The following is a 16,787-nucleotide window of genomic DNA, read 5'->3' as shown; positions in this document are numbered from 1 at the left end:
GCGCGATGCCCAGCACCACGCCGCAGACCACGCCCACCGCCCAGCCCAGCAGTGCCTCGTAGAGGGTGTAGCCGATCTGCTCGCCCAGGGATCCCTGCGCGGTGCCATGGGTGATCCACTGCCAGATCTGGTCCCAGATCTTCGACGGCATGGAGAAGTTGAAGGAGTCGATGACGCCGGTCCTGGCGAACACCTCCCACAGGCCCAGCACGCCTGCCAGCACCGCGATCCTGGCCGCGTAGACGCCCATCCGGCGGTTGCGGGCGGCCCGCTCGCGGGCCTCGGTGCGTGCCGTGGCCCCTCCGGTGTCCTTCTGGACCGGGACCGTACCGGCGGGTGCTGTCTCAAGCGGCATTGCCCGCTCCTCTCTCGCGGGTGATGCGCACCTCTTCGCCGAGCGAGGCCCAGATCTCCCGGTAGATCTCGATGAACCGCGGCTCCAGGCGCACCGCCTCGACGGTGCGCGGACGCGGCAGGTCGATGTCGAAGACCTGCTTGACGGTGGCCGGCCCCGCGGTCATCACCACCACCCGGTCGGCCAGCGCGATGGCCTCCTCCAGGTCGTGGGTGACGAAGACCACCGAGGAGCCGGTGCCCGCCCACAGTTCCAGCAGCTGGTCGGACATCAGGGCCCTGGTCTGGACGTCCAGCGCCGAGAAGGGCTCGTCCATCAGCAGGATCCCGGGGTCGTTGACAAAGGTCTGGGCCAGCGCGACCCGCTTGCGCATCCCGCCCGAGAGCTGGTGCGGATAGCGGTCCTCGAACGCGGCCAGGCCCACCCGGGCCAGCCACTCCCGGGCCCGCTCCCGGGCCTCGGCGGCCGGGGTGCCACGGAAGCGCGGGCCGGCCATGACGTTGGACAGCACGGTGCGCCAGGGGAAGACGGCGTCCTGCTGGAAGACGAAGCCGACCTCGCGGCCGATGCCGTCCACGGGCGCCCCCTGCACCCGTACCTCGCCCTCGCTGGGCTCCTCCAGGCCGCTGACCAGGGTGAGCGTGGTGGACTTGCCACAGCCGGTCGGACCGACCACGGCGACGAACTCGCCCTGCCGGACCGTGAGGTCCAGGTCGCGGACGGCTGTGTGGACGCCGCCCGACGGGGTGCGGAACCGCTTGGTCGCACCGACCAGCTCGATCGCCGGGACGCCGTCGGCGTCGTGCCCGGCCGCCGCGCCACCGCCCGGCGAACCGGGTTCCTTCGCGCTGCTCATGTACCACCTCCGGCCCCGGCGCCACCGCCGGGAATCGCTGTCGAGGGGAGGTTAGGAGCGGGTGCGGGAGCCGCGTCAGCCTTGCGGGCGTACTGCGGGTTCTGGGCGTTCGGGACTGTTCTGCTCGTTTTGCCTGCGCTACAACAGCGGGGAGCCCCTGGCCGGAAACGCCGCGGAAACATAAGGTGGCGGCCGATCCCGCAGCCATGAAGCGGAGGGGAGCGATCCGGATACGAGCGGCGACAGGGAAGGGAGACGCGATGAGACGACCGCACTGGCCCCGCCGGGTCTTCGCCCAGCTGCTGCTGAGCCAGACCGTGGTCACGGTCGGCGTCACCGCCCTCACCGCCGGGCTCTTCCTGGCCCCGGTCAGCGCGGAGCTGGACCGCGCCGCCATGCAGCGGGCACTGGCCATCGCCCAGGTCACCGCCACCGACCGCGATCTGGCGCTGGCCGCGGCGGCCCGCGACTCGGCCCGCGTCCAGCCGGCGGCCGAGCACATCCGCCTCGCCACCGGCGCCAGCTTTGTGGTGATCACCGACGACCACGGCGTACGGCTGTCGCACACCGACCCCGACCGGATCGGGCAGCGGGTCAGCACCGACCCCGGACCGGCCCTGCGCGGTCAGACCGTCACCGCCATCCAGCACGGCACGCTGGGCCTCAGTGCCCGGGGCAAGGTGCCGCTGCGGCTCGCCGACGGGCGGATCGTGGGAGAGGTGTCGGTCGGCATCGACGACGGCTCCATCCGCAGCCGGCTGGCCTCCATGATCACCGGCATCCTGCTCTGCTCCGCGGCCGGACTGGCCGCAGGCACCCTGGTGACCCTGCTGCTGGCCCGCCGGCTGAAGCGGCGCACCCACAACATCGCCGTCGCGGACATCTCCGCGCTGCTGGTGGAGCGGGAGGCCATGCTGCACTCCATCCGCGAGGGCATGATCGCCCTCGACCGGCGCGGCCGGATCCGGCTCGCCAACGACGAGGCGATACGGCTGCTGGCGCTGCCCGAGGACGCCACCGGGATGCTGGTGGACGACGCGCTGCCGCCCGGCCGGCTGGCGGACGCCCTCACCGGCCGCAGCCTGGGCGAGGACCTGCCCGCCGTCCGCGACGACCGGGTCCTGGTGGTCAACCGGATGGCCACCGCCGACGGAGGCGCCGTGGTCACCCTGCGGGACCGCACCGAGCTGGAGGAACTGGTGCGCGAGCTGGACACCACGCGGGGGCTCACCGATGCGCTGCGCGCCCAGGACCACGAGCACGCCAACCGGATGCACACCCTCCTGGGCCTGCTGGAGCTGGGCATGCACCGGCAGGCGGTCGAGTTCATCACCGAGGCGTCCGGCTCCGCCCGCGCCGCCGCCGAGCGGATCGCCGAACAGGTCCAGGACCCGCATCTGGCCGCCCTGCTGGCGGGCAAGACCGCGGTGGCCGCCGAACGGGGCGCGGCCCTCACCATCACCGCAGGCAGCCATCTCCCGGACGCCGTCGTGGACACCCGGCTGCTGGTCACCGTCGTGGGCAACCTGGTGGACAACGCCCTGGACGCCGCCGGCGGGGCCGGGCGGCCGGCGGTGACCGTCAGCCTCACCACCGACGGCAGCACCGTGCTGGCGCGGGTCGCCGACAACGGGCCCGGGGTGGCGCCCGCGCTGCGTGAGACGGTCTTCGCCGAGGGCTGGACCACCAAGAAGGCCCCTGGGCACCGCCCGCGCGGGCTCGGCCTGGCCCTGGTACGGCGCCTGGTGGAGCGGGCCGGAGGCCGGATCACGGTGGGCGACGGACCGCTCGGCGGCGCGGAGTTCACGGTGGAACTGCCCGAGGCGCTGCATCCCGTCCCTGCCGGAGCCGTCGCCAACCCGCCAGTGGAGGCCGCACGATGATCGACGTACTGGTCGTGGACGACGACTTCAGAGTCGCCGAGGTCCATGCCGCCTATGTCGCCAAGGTGCCCGGCTTCCGGGTGGTCGCCAAGGCGCACAGCGCCGGGGAGGCACTGGCGGCGCTGGAGCGCCACCCCGTCGACCTGGTGCTGCTGGACCACTACCTGCCGGACGAGACCGGACTGGAGCTGGTGCGCCGGATGCGGGACCGGCGGCTGCACGGGGACGTGGTGATGGTCACCGCGGCCCGCGACGTCTCCACCGTGCACGCGGCCATGCAGCACGGGGCGCTGCAGTACCTGGTGAAGCCCTTCACCTTCGCCGGGCTGCGGGAGAAGCTGACCGCCTATGCGGAGCTGCGGCGGGCCCTGGCCGGGTCCGCCCAGGAGGCCGGGCAGGAGGAGGTCGACCGGCTGTACGGGGCGCTGCGGCGCGCCGCCGGCCCCTCCGCCACCCTGCCCAAGGGCCACTCGGCGCCCACCGCGCACCTGGTGCTGCGGATGCTCCGGGAGTCCGGCCGACCGGTCTCGGCGCAGGAGGTGGCCGAGGTGACCGGTCTCAGCCGCTCCACGGCGCAGCGGTACCTCAAGCAGCTGGAGCGTGACGGCCGGCTCCAGCTCACCCTGCGGTACGGCGACACCGGCCGCCCCGAGCACCTCTACGGCCTGCCCGTCCGGCGCCCGTGACCGTGGTGACCGGCGTGGCCGCAGTGGCGGACGTGCCGCAGTGGCCCGCGCCGGGAGGGTCGGGTGGCCGCGACCGGCACGCCCCGATGCGCCTTCGGGACGACGCCTCCTGAGGGGTCCCGGGGGAACAGCCGGCTCCGGACGGGGGTCCGGTCACACGGCGCCGGTGCCGGTGAGGGCGCGGACCTCCAGTTCGGCATAGCGGTCCGGGTCTGCCGGTGTACGGGATGTGAGGGTGCCCAGCCAGCCGGCCAGGAAGCCGAAGGGAATGGAGACCAGTCCGGGATTCTCCAGCGGGAACCAGTGGAAGTCGACAGCGGTGACGATGGAACCCGGGGACCCGGACACCACCGGGGAGAACACCACCAGCACCAGGGCAGAGAGCAGTCCGCCCCACAGCGCCCAGACGGTGCCCCGGGTGGTGAAGCGCCGCCAGAAGAGGGCATAGAGCAGCGTCGGGAGATTGGCGGAGGCTGCGACGGCGAACGCCAGGCCGACCAGGGAGGCGACATTGAGCTTCTGGGCGAAGAGCGAGAGCGCGATGGCCAGCGCGCCGACGACCACTGCCGCGCCCCTGGCTGCGGACAGCTCCTGACGCTCCGTCACCGGCCGCTCGTCGGACCGCCGCAGTGCCCTGGCGTAGATGTCATGGGCGAAGGAGACCGATGAGGCAAGGGTGAGCCCGGCGACCACGGCAAGGATGGTGGCGAAGGCCACGGCTGAGATCACGGCGAAGAGCACCAGACCGCCCGTACTGTCGGCGCCGCCGCCCAGGTCCAGCGCCAGCAGCGGGACGGCGGTGTTGCCCGAAGGGTTGTCGGCCTGCACGGCGGCGGAGCCCACGATCGCGGCCGCGCCGAGGCCCAGCACGATCGTCATCAGGTAGAAGCAGCCCACCAGGCCGATCGACCAGACCGCGGAGCGGCGGGCGGCCCGGGCGGTGGGCACGGTGTAGAAGCGGGCGAGGATGTGCGGGAGGCCGGCGGTGCCCAGGACCAGGGCGAGGCCCAGGCTGATGAAGTCCAGCCGGTTGACGAGGCCGAGGCCGTACTTCAGGCCCGGCTCCAGGTAGGCGGTGCCGACGCCACTGCCGCGGGCGGCGGCCCGCATCAACTCGCCGGGGTCGCCGCGGAAGCGGACCAGGACCAGCACGGTGAGCAGCGCCGTACCGCAGAGCAGCAGCACCGCCTTGACGATCTGGATCCAGGTGGTGGCCCTCATGCCGCCGACGGTCACATAGAGCACCATCAGGGCCCCCACCCCGACGATGGTCCAGCTCCTGGCCGGGCCGTCGGCGGTGCCCAACAGCAGGGAGACCAGGCTGCCCGCGCCGACCATCTGGGCGACCAGGTAGAGCAGGCTGACGGCCATACCGGCGGTGCCCGCGGCGGCCCGGACGGGGCGTTCCCGCATCCGTACGGCCAGGACGTCGGCCAGGGTGTAGCGCCCGGCGTTGCGGACCAGCTCGGCGACCAGCATCAGCACCACCAGCCAGGCCACCAAGAAACCGATGGTGTAGAGCAGGCCGTCGTAGCCGTAGAGCGCGATCAGTCCGGTGACCCCCAGGAAGGAGGCGGCGGAGAGATAGTCGCCGGAGACGGCGAATCCGTTCTGCAGGGGGGAGAAGGTGCGGCCGCCGGTGTAGAAGTCCTCGGCGGCACGGGTGCGGCGGCCGGCCCACAGGGTGATCGCCAGGGTGATCAGCACCACCACGGCGAACAGGGCGGTGGCCAGCCCGTGGTGCTGGGCGGTCGGCGCCGCGACGGCGAGAGGGGTGCGGCCGCTCACCGGAGCTGGTCCTGGGTGTCCCAGCGCAGACCGAGGGCGGCCCGGTCGCGCTTGGCGCGGGCGTTGCGCCCGTACAGCCAGGTGATCACGAAGGTGGAGGCGAACTGGAGCAGCCCCAGCAGCCAGGCCAGATTGAGCGGGCCCGCCACCTGCTGGCGCATCAGCTCCGGTGCCGTGGTGGCGGCGACCAGAAAGGCCACGTACCACCCGAGGAAGAGCGCGGACATCGGGAGGACGAACCCCCGGTGGGCCCGGCGGATCCGCTGGAACGCCTCACTGCGCTGGACCGCCCGGTACACCTCGGCCGGTGCGGGATGCGGTGCGGGCCGCTCGGCGGGGGCCGTACCACCCCACCAGTCGAACCCGCCCGCCGGCTCGGCCGGGGCCGCTGGATCCTGCTGGCTCAACGGTCTGTTCAACGGAGCGCTCCCTGAGTCGGGCGCACCGCCGGCTGCGGGCACCCTGCCCCATCCAGGGTGGCCGCCCGCGTACGCCTGCGCGGACGGCAGCAGCTATGTTCACTCCATCCGGTGAAGGCTCGGTGACAGAGAGTCAGCAGGCGGGGTGCCGGGTGGCCTCAGGGCTGCCGGGAGATGCCGTGCCGATAGGCGTAGCCCACCGCCTGGGCGCGGTCGCGGACCCCGGTCTTGGCGAAGAGGTTGTTGATGTGCGTCTTCACCGTGGCCACGCTGACGAACAGCTCCGCCGCGATCTCCGGGTTGGAGAAGCCCTCCGCGATCAGCGCCAGCACCTCCGCCTCGCGGGCGGTGAGGCCGTCGGGCAGCGCCGGCGCGGACCCCGCCTCCGGGGCGAGCGGACCAGGGCCGAGCGGTGCGGAGCCGAGCGGGCCGGGGGCGGACGGTGCCGGGTTCGAGGCGGGGCCGCCGGGTGCGGGGCCGCCCTCGGCAAGCCTCTCCAGCAGCCTCCGCTGCACCTGCGGGGAGAGACCGGCGGCCCCCGAACACACGTCGGCGATCGCCCTGGCGATCTCCTCGCCGCCCGCGTCCTTGGTGAGATAGCCGCGTGCGCCGGCCCGCAGGGCGGGGAAGAGGGAGTCGTCGTCGGCATAGGTGGTGAGGACCACCACCTCGGTGCCCGGATGGTCCGCCCGGATCCGCCGGGTCGCCTCCACCCCGTCGCAACGGGGCATCCGCAGATCCATCAGGACCACGTCCGGCGCACGCTCCGCGACCAGCCGGACGGCTTCTTCGCCGTCCCCGGCAGAGCCCACCACCTCGATACCGGGCAGCAGCCCCAGCAGCATCACGATCCCCTCGCGGACCACCGTCTGGTCGTCCGCGACCAGCACCCGCACCGCCCGCCCGGTCACGCCGGCACTCGCAGCCGCACTCGCCATCCTCCCTCGTCGGGGCCCGACTCCAGGGTGCCGCCGAGGAGTTCGGCGCGCTCCCGCATCCCCAGCAGACCGTACCCGGAACCGCTGGCCGCCAGCTCGGACAGGCCCTCCCGGCGCCCGGTCCGGGTGTTGCGCACCTCCAGCTCCACCATGTGTTCCAGATAACGCAGCCGCAGCACACAGCCTGCGCCGGCGGCGTGCTTGCGCACATTGGTGACCGCCTCCTGAGCGGTACGCCGCACCGCCAGCCCGGCATCGGCGGCCAGCGGACGGGCCACGCCCTCGACCTCCAGCCGGGCGCCCTCGGCAGCGGCCAGAGCGGCCAGGAACTCCCCCACCGGTGTGAACTCGCCCCGCAGCGCGGAGAGCGCCTGCCGGGTCTCGGTCAGTCCCTCCAGGGCCATCCGGCGGGCCGCCACCACCCGTTCCCGTACCTGCTCCGGGGCGGTTCCGGAGTCCAGCATCAGCCGGGCCGCCTCCAGGTGCACCAGCTGCGCCGAGAGGCTGTGCGCCAGGACGTCGTGGATCTCCCGGGCGATCCTGGCCCGCTCCGCCAGGGCCGCGGTCTCCGCCTCCGCGCTCCGGGCGACCCTCTCCTGCGCCAGCAGCCGCTGCGCGGTGCCGCGGGCCTCCGCGTCCAGCCTCAGCAGATAGCCGAGCAGCGCCAGGCCGACCGCGGTGGCGCCGGTGGCCAGCCAGCCGTCCCGGCTGACCGCGGCATAGCAGCCGAGGGCCGCCAGACAGCCGGAGACCGCAGCGGCCAGCGGAAGCCGCTGCATCGCGGTGACCGCCACTCCGCACCACAGGATGGTGGCCATCACCGGCGCGTCCACGACCCGGGCGCCGAAGCCCGCGGCGATGAACACGGCCAGCTGCCCCAGCGCGGCCGGCAGCCGGTGCTCCAGGGTCACCCGATGGAAGGCGTGCAGGGCGAAGCCCACCACCACCAGGGCCAGCGCCATGCCGAGCGCCGCCCAGCCGGTGAAACGCCCGGTGCCGAACGTGGCGGAGACCAGGGCCACCGCGACCGCGACCCGCACCGCGACCCCGATCCTGGCGCGGGTACGACCGGCGCCCTCCCGGCTCAGTGCCTCCCGGGAGGGCCAGCTGGTCCATGCTTCCCACGCCACCCGCAGTCCTTCCGCCGCCGGGCCCGCCCGGCCGGGTTCCGGGGCCGCCCCGCGCACCGGTCGCGGTGGTGCGGCGGGACCGCGCTCAGCCCGCAGCAGGGACACGGTACGACGGTTCGAGGTTACCGGCCCGCCAGCTCACCAGGGCCCCCCTGACCAGCAGCATCGCCGCGACGGAGAGCAGCAGCCCGGCGCTGCTCTGGTGCACGCCGAGGGCGTGGCCCAGGCCGAAGAGGCCGATGCGCACCACCACCATCCCGGCCCAGGCCGCAAAGGACGCCCAGGTGCCCTTGGCCCAGACGGTGCCGTCGGCCGCCCGCCAGATGCGGGTGGTCCAGGCCCATGCGCAGCCGGACGCCGCCGCGAGCAGCATCTCCCCCGACAGCAGGGCGACCGCCGCCGTCCGGTGCGCCGGGTCGATCAGCTGGGGGTCCCGGAAGGCGAGGACCGCCAGGACCAGGGGTATCAACCAGACTCTGCGGTCCTCGCCGACCTGCCGGGCCCGGAACTGCCGGACCAGTACCAGGACCACCGCCGCGACGGGGGTCAGCACATCGATGACGCTGCCGCTCATGGGACCTCTCCGTGTCGGGACTGCACACGGCCGACGCTACGGATCAGGCGCGGCCGCAGCCTCGGAGCAGCGGTGGAGGTCCGGGTGGAAGCGGTCCGCGGCGGTCTCTCCACCCGCGGGTGGAGAGACCGCCGCGGCGGCCGGTGTCGCCGGCCGGCGCCGCCTCAGGCGTCGATGCGGGAGCGGTCCATGGTGGCGGCGGAGTCCACGATGAACTTCTTGCGGGGCGCCACGTCATTGCCCATCAGCAGATCGAAGACGCTCTCGGCGGCCTCCAGATCGCCGAGGTTGATCCGGCGCAGGGTGCGGTGGCGGGGGTCCAGGGTGGTCTCCGCCAGCTGGTCAGCGTCCATCTCGCCGAGGCCCTTGTACCGCTGGACCGGCTCCTTCCACCGCTGCCCCTTGCGCTGGAGCTCCAGCAACAGCGAACGCAGCTCCTGGTCGGAGTAGGTGTAGAGGTACTTGTCCTGACCGCGCTTGGGGTTGGTGAGCTCGATGCGGTGCAGCGGCGGGACCGCGGCGAACACCCGGCCGGCCTCGACCATGGGCCGCATGTAGCGCTGGAAGAGGGTGAGCAGCAGGGTGCGGATGTGGGCACCGTCCACATCGGCGTCCGCGAGCAGCACGATCTTGCCGTAGCGGGCCTGGTCGATGTCGAAGGTGCGGCCCGAGCCCGCTCCTATCACCTGGATGATCGAGGCGCACTCGGCGTTCTTGAGCATGTCGGCGACCGAGGCCTTCTGCACATTGAGGATCTTGCCCCGGATCGGCAGCAGCGCCTGGAACTCGGAGTTGCGCGCCAGCTTGGCGGTGCCGAGCGCGGAGTCGCCCTCGACGATGAAGAGCTCGCTGCGGTCCACGTCGTCGCTGCGGCAGTCGGCGAGCTTGGCCGGCAGCGAGGAGGTCTCCAGCGCGGTCTTGCGGCGCTGTGCCTCCTTGTGCTGACGGGCGGCGACGCGGGTGCGGGCCGCGGCGACCACCTTCTCCATCACCGAGCGGGCCTGCTGCTTCTCGTCGCGCTTGGAGGAGGTCAGAAAGGCCTTGAGCTCCTTGGCGACCACGGCGGCGACGATCCGGGAGGCCGCCGAGGTGCCCAGCACCTCCTTGGTCTGACCCTCGAACTGGGGCTCCGCCAGCCGCACGGTGACCACCGCCGTGAGGCCCTCGGTGGCGTCGTCCTTGGTGATGTCGTCCTCGGCGACGCGCAGCAGCTTGGCGGAACGCAGCACCTCGTTGAGCGTCTTGGTCAGGGAGCGCTCGAAGCCGCTGACGTGGGTGCCGCCCTTGGGGGTGGCGATGATGTTGACGAAGGACCGCAGGGTGGTGTCGTAGCCGGTGCCCCAGCGCATCGCAATGTCCACGCCCAGGTCGCGGGTGACCTCGGTGGGGGTCATGTGGCCGCGGTCGTCCAGGACCGGGACGGTCTCCTTGAAGGTGCCGGCGCCGGAGAGCCGCAGCACATCGCTGACCGCCTTGTCCGGGGCCAGGAACTCGCAGAACTCGCCGATGCCGCCGTCGAAGCGGAAGACCTGCTCGTCCACCTGGTCGGTGTCCAGCATCCGCTCGTCGCGGACCACGATGGTGAGGCCGGGGACCAGGAAGGCGGTCTGCCGGGCGCGGTTGTGCAGGTGCTCCAGGGAGAGCCTGGCGTCCTTCAGGAAGATCTGCCGGTCCGCCCAGTAGCGGATCCGGGTGCCGGTGCGGGTGCGGGGCACCTTGCGCATCTTGGCGAGGCCGCTGCCGGGCTCGAAGGGGGCGTCCGGGGAGAGCTCGGTGAACAGCCCGGGGGTGCCGCGGCGGAAGCTGATGGCGTGGGTGTGGCCGCCGCGGTCCACCTCGACGTCCAGCCGGGCGGAGAGGGCGTTGACCACGGAGGCGCCGACGCCGTGCAGGCCGCCGGAGGCCGCGTAGGAGCCGCCGCCGAACTTGCCTCCGGCGTGCAGCTTGGTCATCACGACCTCGACCCCGGAGAGGCCGGTCTTGGGCTCGACGTCGACCGGGATGCCTCGGCCGTTGTCGCGGACCTCCACCGAGCCGTCGTCGTGCAGCACCACCTCGATGTGGTCGCAGTGGCCGCCGAGGGCCTCGTCCACGGAGTTGTCGATGATCTCCCACAGGCAGTGCATCAGTCCACGGCTGTCGGTGGAGCCGATGTACATGCCGGGGCGCTTGCGGACCGCCTCGAGCCCCTCGAGGACGAGCAGGTGCCGCGCGGTGTAGTTGGAGCCGTCGTCGCCGAGCAGGGCGGTCGGCACGGTCGTTTCGGCGGTCACGCGGTGCTACTCCTCAATCCGTCTGTGTCATGGTGCGGTTCCGGTCCGGACGCCGGGGCTGTACGCGCTGCGCGAACACGGACTTGAGGTTGCGTCTGCCCGGAACACGTTGCGCAGCACCGGCATTGGCCGCTGCCGGGGCCAGCCTAGGACGACCGCACTGCTGAGATGCAGGCTACCGGTGCGCGAGCCGGGGCTTATGCTCCAACCCCCGTCCGTTCTATGCTACGCGCACCTCGGACAGGAGTTCGATAACACGTTCGAGTGATAGACACGTCACGGGTACCGGTACGCATGAACCGTCCGCGCCCGGGGCACGTCCTCACCAACACAACGGAAACTCCACAACGGCAAACAGGCGAACCGGCGACGAAGAGGCCGCCACCGTCCGCCGCCAACCGGTCACCCGGCCGGGACCGGCTGAACCTACCCACAGCGATCAAAATGCAGCAGAAAGAAAAGCTGTGAGCGGGAACGAATTCGGCCTGGTTGGATGTTGACCCTGGTACGACAGCTCGTCGAGCTAGAGAAGAGGCGACGTGACTACTGTTCTGACCCCCGCGAGTCCGCTCACCGCGGCCGACCGTTGCGACCGTTGCGGCGCCCAGGCCTACCTGCGCGTCGTGCTGGCCAGTGGCGGCGAGCTGCTCTTCTGTGCCCACCACGGGCGGAAGTTCGAGCCGGAGCTCAAGAAGATCGCCGTGGAGATACAGGACGAGACCGGTCGGCTGAGCGCGACCGCCGCCACGGCCTCCCCTGAGGAGCGCTGACACGAGCAAGACACCACCGACGAGCTGAGGCCGGCACAGGCCGGTGACCGGGTGGCGGACCGTTCCACGGTCCGCCACCCGGTTTTTGCTGTGCCGTACCCCACATCGGCCCTGAGGGCGCACACCATGGGTGCATTGACGGCGACTCAGAGTCGCCCCCGCACAGCCGCCGCCCCGAAGTCGCGCCTCGCACCCGCCATCCCCCGGTCGCGCTTCAGAGCTGCCGCCGCACCAGATCGGCGAAGGCGGCGAGGCGCGTGTACACCCCCGGATGCCCCGGCTGGGCACAGCCCGTACCCCAGGAGACCAGTCCCACCAGGCGCCCCCTGACCACCATGGGGCCGCCGCTGTCGCCCTGACAGGCGTCGCGCCCGCCATAGCGCTCCCCGGCGCACACCATGGCCGTGGGGTCGAACCGTCCGCCGGGACCGCCGGGGTAGTCGGCCGAGCACACGGCGTTGTCCAGAATGGGCACCCGCACCGAGCGCAGCCGCGCCGCGTAGCGGCCCGCACCCGTGGTGTCACCCCAGCCGAAGACGGTGGCCTCGGTGCCGGCCCGGTAGGGGCGGGCGTCGCCGGGGGACACCAGCGGCAGGGTGGTACGGCCGGTCTGCGGTTGCGCCAGTGTGACCACCGCCACATCGCCGGTGTTGTCCTGGAAGGAGTAGTCCGGCTCGATCCACACGTCCTGGACCTGGACCTCCTGGCCCTCGTCCCCGGTGATGTCGGTACGGCCCACGATGGCCCTCAGCTCCGGACGGTCCGTACGCAGGCCGGTGGTCTCGTCGTAGAAGCAGTGGGCGGCAGTGACCACCTTGGTGGGGGTCACCAGCGCACCGCCGCAGAACTGGCCGGAGCGCAGCAGGCCGAACTGGGGCCTGCTGGACAGCGCCACCACCCACGGGTGCTGGTCGGTGGAGTCGGCAGCCCCGCCGACCACCCTCCGCTCGGCCTGGGCGGCCTGCGCCGACTGGGCGGCGCCCGGCGCAGCGGTCGCCACCGCCAGCGGGGCGAGGGCCAGCAGGGCCAGGAAAGCCCCACGACGCGGTGGCGCGGCAGCCCGCACTCGACGGTTGACCAGCACCGGTGTCCTCCTGGAGGGTCTGCGACAGGCAACCGACACAGAGTAATTGACTGAATACCAGGAGTGCCGGGCCGCGCGGCGGAACAACCCTTCCGAGGGACAGCCGAAGGGCCCGGAGCAACAGCTCCGGGCCCTTCGGGAAAGCAACCGTCCGGCTCAGTCCAGGTAGTCGCGCAGGACCTGCGAGCGCGACGGGTGGCGCAGCTTCGACATGGTCTTGGACTCGATCTGACGGATGCGCTCACGGGTCACCCCGTAGACCTTGCCGATCTCGTCCAGCGTCTTCGGCTGGCCGTCGGTCAGACCGAAGCGCATCGAGACCACGCCGGCCTCGCGCTCGCTCAAGGTGTCCAGCACCGAGTGCAGCTGCTCCTGGAGCAGGGTGAAGCTGACCGCGTCCGCCGGGACGACCGCCTCGGAGTCCTCGATCAGGTCACCGAACTCACTGTCGCCGTCCTCGCCGAGCGGGGTGTGCAGCGAGATGGGCTCCCGGCCGTACTTCTGGACCTCGATGACCTTCTCCGGGGTCATGTCGAGCTCCTTGGCCAGCTCCTCCGGAGTGGGCTCACGGCCCAGGTCCTGGAGCATCTGGCGCTGCACCCGGGCGAGCTTGTTGATGACCTCGACCATGTGCACCGGGATGCGGATGGTCCGGGCCTGGTCCGCCATGGCACGGGTGATCGCCTGACGGATCCACCAGGTGGCATAGGTGGAGAACTTGTAGCCCTTGGTGTAGTCGAACTTCTCGACCGCACGGATCAGACCCAGGTTCCCCTCCTGGATCAGGTCCAGGAAGAGCATGCCGCGGCCGGTGTAGCGCTTGGCCAGCGAGACCACCAGACGGAGGTTGGCCTCCAGCAGGTGGTTCTTGGCCCGGCGGCCGTCCTCGGCGATGATCTCCAGCTCGCGCTTGAGCTTGGGAGCGAGCTTGTCGCCGTTGCCGAGCTTGTCCTCGGCGAAGAGGCCGGCCTCGATCCGCTTGGCGAGCTCCACCTCCTGCTCGGCGTTGAGCAGCGGCACCTTGCCGATCTGCTTGAGGTAGTCCTTGACCGGGTCGGCCGTGGCGCCGGCCGCGGCGACCTGCTGTGCCGGGGCGTCGTCCTCGTCCTCGTCGGAGAGCACAAAGCCCTCGGACTCCTCCTCGGGGCCGGTGGGCTCACCGTCGCCCTTGGCACCCGGCGCCGCGACATCCTCGACCAGCTCGTCCTCGCCGGCGAGGTCGTCGTCGCCCTTCTTCCCGCCGGCCTTGGCGGCGGTCTTCTTGGCGGCGGTCTTCTTGGCCGGTGCGGCGATCTTCTTGGCGGCGGCCTTCTTGGCCGGTGCGGCGATCTTCTTGGCGGCCGCAGCCCCCGCGTCCTCGACCATCTCGACCACCTCGACCGTCTCCAGCGACGCGACGGCGTCCGCGGCGACGGCCAGCGGGGCCACAGCGGCGGCCGCCACGGCCGTACGGGCCGGGACCGGCCGCACGGGGGAAGCCTGCGGTGCGGCCACGGTGCGCGTGGTGGTGACCGTCTTGGTCGCCGTGCGCTTCGCGGTGCTCTTGGCCGCCACGCTCTTACGGGTGCGCTTGGAGGCGGACGGGTCCGCCGCACTGACCATCAGGTCCACCCCTTCCTCAATGAGGACCTGGTTGAGGCTGCGCATGACGTTCTTCCACTTGGTGACCGGGATCTGGTCCGCCTCGAAGGCCTGACGCACGTCGTCACCGGCGATCTGCCCCTGGGCCTTGCCCCGCTCGATGAGCGCCATGAGAGCGGCGGACTCGGCGATCTCGGGTGGGAGCGAACGGGATGTGCTGGCCGACACGAACAACCTCTCGGACGTGAGTGGACGGGAAGCCGGCTCCGCCTCCCGCCCGATGGGCTGGAGGAGTACCGGGAGCGCGGCAGGCGCGCGACGGTGCGGGTCGGGTTCGGGCTTCACGGCTGGGTTTGCGGGACGGAGACACCACCGCAGGGCAACACACCATTCTGACATGCCGCCCGTGTTCCGGAGCTGCTTCCGCCTCCGTAGACATCGCTGCGCAGACTCAAGTGTTACGCATGCCCTTCGTGGCGCGGGTCACACTGGCCGAAGACGGCCCTCGCGGGCCCGCTTCGGCCGCTGCGATCCGCACTCCCAGCACAGTGACATCGTCATTGCGCTCCTGCCCCGCGAGCATGCCGGAGACCAGGGTACCCAGCAGCGCCTGCAATCCGCCGTCGCCGGCGGGGCGGCCCCCGGCCAGCTCCAGCAGCAGGTCCAGTCCCTGCTGCAGACCCCGGGTCCTGGTCTCCACCAGACCGTCGGAGAAACCGACCACGATGTCCCCGGGATCCAGCCGCACCACGCGCTGCACGCGCGGCTCCGCGATGCCCAGCGGAGTGGCCGCGGGGCCCGCGTCCACCAGCCTGGCGCGACCGTCCACGGAGACCACCAGGGCCGGCAGATGGCCGGCGTCCCCGATGGCGAGTTCACCGGTGGCCGGGTCGAGCACCCCGTAGAGGACTGTGGTGAGCGACTCGTCGTCCTCGGTGGCGGTGAAGAGCCGGTCGAGTCCGGCCAGCACCGCCGCCGGCTCGGGATCGGTGAAGGCCAGCGCCCGCAGCGCGCTGCGGACCCGGCCCATGCCCGCGGCCGCGGTCAGCCCCTTGCCGATCACATCGCCGACCACCATCGCGACCCGGTCGTCAGGCAGTTGGAAGCAGTCGTACCAGTCGCCGCCGACCTCGGTGCCCGGGGCGCCCGGCAGGTAGCGATAGCCCGCCTCGACCCCCCGGACCGCCGGCAGCCGGCGGGGCAGCAGACTGCGCTGCAGGCTGAGGGCCGCCTGGCGCTCACGCTCGTAGAGCCAGGAGCGCTCGACGGCGAGCGCGCACTGGCCCGCCAGGGCGTCCAGGAAGGCCCGGTCGTCGGCGTCGAAGCGGTGCTCGCCCTCGAAGACCAGTCGCAGACCGCCGAGCGGAGCCCCGGAGGCGACCAGCGGGAGCACAGCCCAGGAGCGCACGCCCGCGCGTGCGGCCTTCACCTCCCGCGGGGCCGCCGCCGGGTCCCTGGACTGACCCGGGATCCCGGACGGCTGGTCCGGCGCCGCCGTCGGCGGCCCGGCGGGGTGGGCGCCCCGGTCGGGGGCGGTGCGCGGCGGTCCCAGCCGGGCCCGGCCGCCGCCACCCGCCTCGGCCGGACCCGCCTCCGGCTCGGGGAGGCCTGCGGGGAAGTAGCGGGCCCGGCCGTCCCGCACGGTCGCCGCCAGCGCCTCGGACCACTCGTCGGGCACCATCCGAGGGGTCTGGCCCGGCTCGTCGGCGGGCAGATCCGGCCAGGGGAAACGCTGCAGTCGGGCGTCCAGCAGATGGAGCTCCGTACGCTCCGCACCGATGCTGCGGCCCAGGGCGTCCACCGTGCGCGCGACGTCGTCCGCGGCCAGGGCGCCGGCCAGCTGGTCGGTCATCGCCTGCAGCCGGGCGGTGCGCCACTGCCCCTCGCGCAGCAGCTGTCTGGCGCGATGCTCCTCGGTGACGTCGACGACCACGCAGAGCACCGCGCCGGGTCGGCCGTCGGCCCCCGGCACGGGGCGCCAGGTGAAGCGCAGCCGGCGATGCCCGTCCGGACCGGGGAGCAGGGCCACCTCGCTCGCCGGGGCGCAGCCCTCGATCGCGCGGCGCGCCGCCTGCTCGGCCCGGCGCCCGTGGGGGGCGGGGAGCACCTGGGAGGGGCGGCGGCCGATCAGGGTCTGCGCCGGCAGTCCGATCAGCGTCGTGTAGCCGCGGCTGACCCGGGAGAACCGCAGCCGGTCGTCCAGCAGGACGAAGGCCGCCTCGGGGTGGTCCAGCAGGGCAGCCGCGAGGGCGGTGCCCAGGCCGTCGCCGTCCCGGCTGTGGAGTGTGTCACCGGCCATTGCCGTCGTCACCGCCCCTCGTCATGGTCCGTCCGCCGCGCCCCTGGGGGCGTGGCGGACGGACCGGGCGCCTCGGGGACCCGCCCCCGCGTCATCACAGTATGTGCCCGGTCCATGCCCTGTTGTCATCGGTCGGCCGGCACCTTCTGGC

The 16,787-nt window shown here is 72.5% G+C and carries 13 protein-coding genes and 1 pseudogene; 3 read left to right on the top strand and 11 right to left on the bottom strand.

What is annotated here, in order from left to right; genetic code table 11:
- Both AOK09_RS10185 and AOK09_RS10180 read right to left on the bottom strand, forming a co-directional pair.
- Window positions 1-355, bottom strand: a pseudogene (locus AOK09_RS10185) (ABC transporter permease); the annotation flags it as partial.
- Window positions 345-1,211 carry an ABC transporter ATP-binding protein gene (locus tag AOK09_RS10180; protein WP_055586814.1) on the bottom strand — a complete coding sequence of 289 codons (867 nt, stop codon included), beginning with the start codon at window positions 1,209-1,211 and terminating at the stop codon, window positions 345-347. The pseudogene AOK09_RS10185 and the gene AOK09_RS10180, both read right to left, overlap by 11 nt.
- Before the next feature lie 260 nt (window positions 1,212-1,471).
- On the opposite strand from AOK09_RS10180, the gene AOK09_RS10175 reads away from it, so the two are divergent.
- Both AOK09_RS10175 and AOK09_RS10170 read left to right on the top strand, forming a co-directional pair.
- A complete protein-coding gene (locus AOK09_RS10175) occupies window positions 1,472-3,094 on the top strand; it encodes a sensor histidine kinase (protein WP_063795911.1) in 1,623 nt (540 codons plus the stop codon).
- A complete protein-coding gene (locus AOK09_RS10170) occupies window positions 3,091-3,780 on the top strand; it encodes a response regulator (RefSeq protein ID WP_055586813.1) in 690 nt (229 codons plus the stop codon). The genes AOK09_RS10175 and AOK09_RS10170 overlap by 4 nt, the downstream gene beginning before the upstream one ends.
- Before the next feature lie 153 nt (window positions 3,781-3,933).
- Here the strand turns inward: AOK09_RS10170 and AOK09_RS10165 are convergent, their stop codons facing one another.
- From AOK09_RS10165 to AOK09_RS10140, 6 genes are all read right to left on the bottom strand, one after another.
- On the bottom strand, window positions 3,934-5,568 hold the full coding sequence (locus AOK09_RS10165) for a solute symporter family protein (RefSeq protein ID WP_245687214.1): 1,635 nt from the start codon (window positions 5,566-5,568) through the stop codon (window positions 3,934-3,936).
- On the bottom strand, window positions 5,565-5,987 hold the full coding sequence (locus AOK09_RS10160; protein WP_245687213.1) for a DUF485 domain-containing protein: 423 nt from the start codon (window positions 5,985-5,987) through the stop codon (window positions 5,565-5,567). Before AOK09_RS10160 ends, AOK09_RS10165 begins: the two co-directional genes overlap by 4 nt.
- Window positions 5,988-6,145: 158 nt before the next feature.
- Window positions 6,146-6,925 (bottom strand): response regulator transcription factor, encoded by a 780-nt coding sequence (locus AOK09_RS10155; protein WP_055586811.1) that lies wholly within the window; start codon window positions 6,923-6,925, stop codon window positions 6,146-6,148.
- Window positions 6,895-8,055, bottom strand: coding sequence for a histidine kinase (locus AOK09_RS10150; protein WP_055586810.1), 1,161 nt, complete (start codon window positions 8,053-8,055; stop codon window positions 6,895-6,897). Before AOK09_RS10150 ends, AOK09_RS10155 begins: the two co-directional genes overlap by 31 nt.
- Before the next feature lie 85 nt (window positions 8,056-8,140).
- On the bottom strand, window positions 8,141-8,629 hold the full coding sequence (locus tag AOK09_RS10145; protein ID WP_055586809.1) for a CcdC protein domain-containing protein: 489 nt from the start codon (window positions 8,627-8,629) through the stop codon (window positions 8,141-8,143).
- Window positions 8,630-8,793: 164 nt separating this feature from the next.
- Window positions 8,794-10,902: a DNA gyrase/topoisomerase IV subunit B gene (locus AOK09_RS10140; protein WP_055586808.1), complete on the bottom strand. Its 2,109-nt coding sequence runs from the start codon at window positions 10,900-10,902 to the stop codon at window positions 8,794-8,796.
- A 539-nt stretch (window positions 10,903-11,441) separates the two neighbouring features.
- On the opposite strand from AOK09_RS10140, the gene AOK09_RS10135 reads away from it, so the two are divergent.
- Entirely contained in the window at window positions 11,442-11,672 is a 231-nt protein-coding gene (locus AOK09_RS10135; RefSeq protein ID WP_055586807.1) for a DUF7455 domain-containing protein, read from the top strand.
- A 214-nt stretch (window positions 11,673-11,886) separates the two neighbouring features.
- Here the strand turns inward: AOK09_RS10135 and AOK09_RS10130 are convergent, their stop codons facing one another.
- The 3 genes from AOK09_RS10130 to AOK09_RS10120 all read right to left on the bottom strand — a co-directional run bounded on the left by AOK09_RS10130 (window position 11,887) and on the right by AOK09_RS10120 (window position 16,636).
- The gene (locus tag AOK09_RS10130) at window positions 11,887-12,756 is read right to left on the bottom strand and encodes a S1 family serine peptidase (protein ID WP_245687212.1); all 870 of its coding nucleotides are present in this window, start codon (window positions 12,754-12,756) and stop codon (window positions 11,887-11,889) included.
- A gap of 156 nt (window positions 12,757-12,912) precedes the next feature.
- Window positions 12,913-14,565 (bottom strand): RNA polymerase sigma factor, encoded by a 1,653-nt coding sequence (locus tag AOK09_RS10125; protein WP_245687211.1) that lies wholly within the window; start codon window positions 14,563-14,565, stop codon window positions 12,913-12,915.
- A gap of 223 nt (window positions 14,566-14,788) precedes the next feature.
- Window positions 14,789-16,636 carry a SpoIIE family protein phosphatase gene (locus tag AOK09_RS10120; protein WP_055586805.1) on the bottom strand — a complete coding sequence of 616 codons (1,848 nt, stop codon included), beginning with the start codon at window positions 16,634-16,636 and terminating at the stop codon, window positions 14,789-14,791.
- Between the last annotated feature and the right edge of the window lie 151 nt (window positions 16,637-16,787).

It is taken from the genome of Peterkaempfera griseoplana, assembly GCF_001418575.1.
GTDB classification, from domain to species: Bacteria; Actinomycetota; Actinomycetes; order Streptomycetales; family Streptomycetaceae; genus Peterkaempfera; species Peterkaempfera griseoplana.
Note: the sequence above shows the minus strand (reverse complement) of the source record. Positions and strands in the feature narration are given on the sequence as shown.

Coding starts and splice junctions, on each gene's coding strand:
- AOK09_RS10180 (WP_055586814.1), bottom strand. CDS start 1,211: ATGAGCAGCGCGAAGGAACCCGGTTCGCCGGGCGGTGGCGCGGCGGCC.
- AOK09_RS10175 (WP_063795911.1), top strand. CDS start 1,472: ATGAGACGACCGCACTGGCCCCGCCGGGTCTTCGCCCAGCTGCTGCTG.
- AOK09_RS10170 (WP_055586813.1), top strand. CDS start 3,091: ATGATCGACGTACTGGTCGTGGACGACGACTTCAGAGTCGCCGAGGTC.
- AOK09_RS10155 (WP_055586811.1), bottom strand. CDS start 6,925: ATGGCGAGTGCGGCTGCGAGTGCCGGCGTGACCGGGCGGGCGGTGCGG.
- AOK09_RS10145 (WP_055586809.1), bottom strand. CDS start 8,629: ATGAGCGGCAGCGTCATCGATGTGCTGACCCCCGTCGCGGCGGTGGTC.
- AOK09_RS10120 (WP_055586805.1), bottom strand. CDS start 16,636: ATGGCCGGTGACACACTCCACAGCCGGGACGGCGACGGCCTGGGCACC.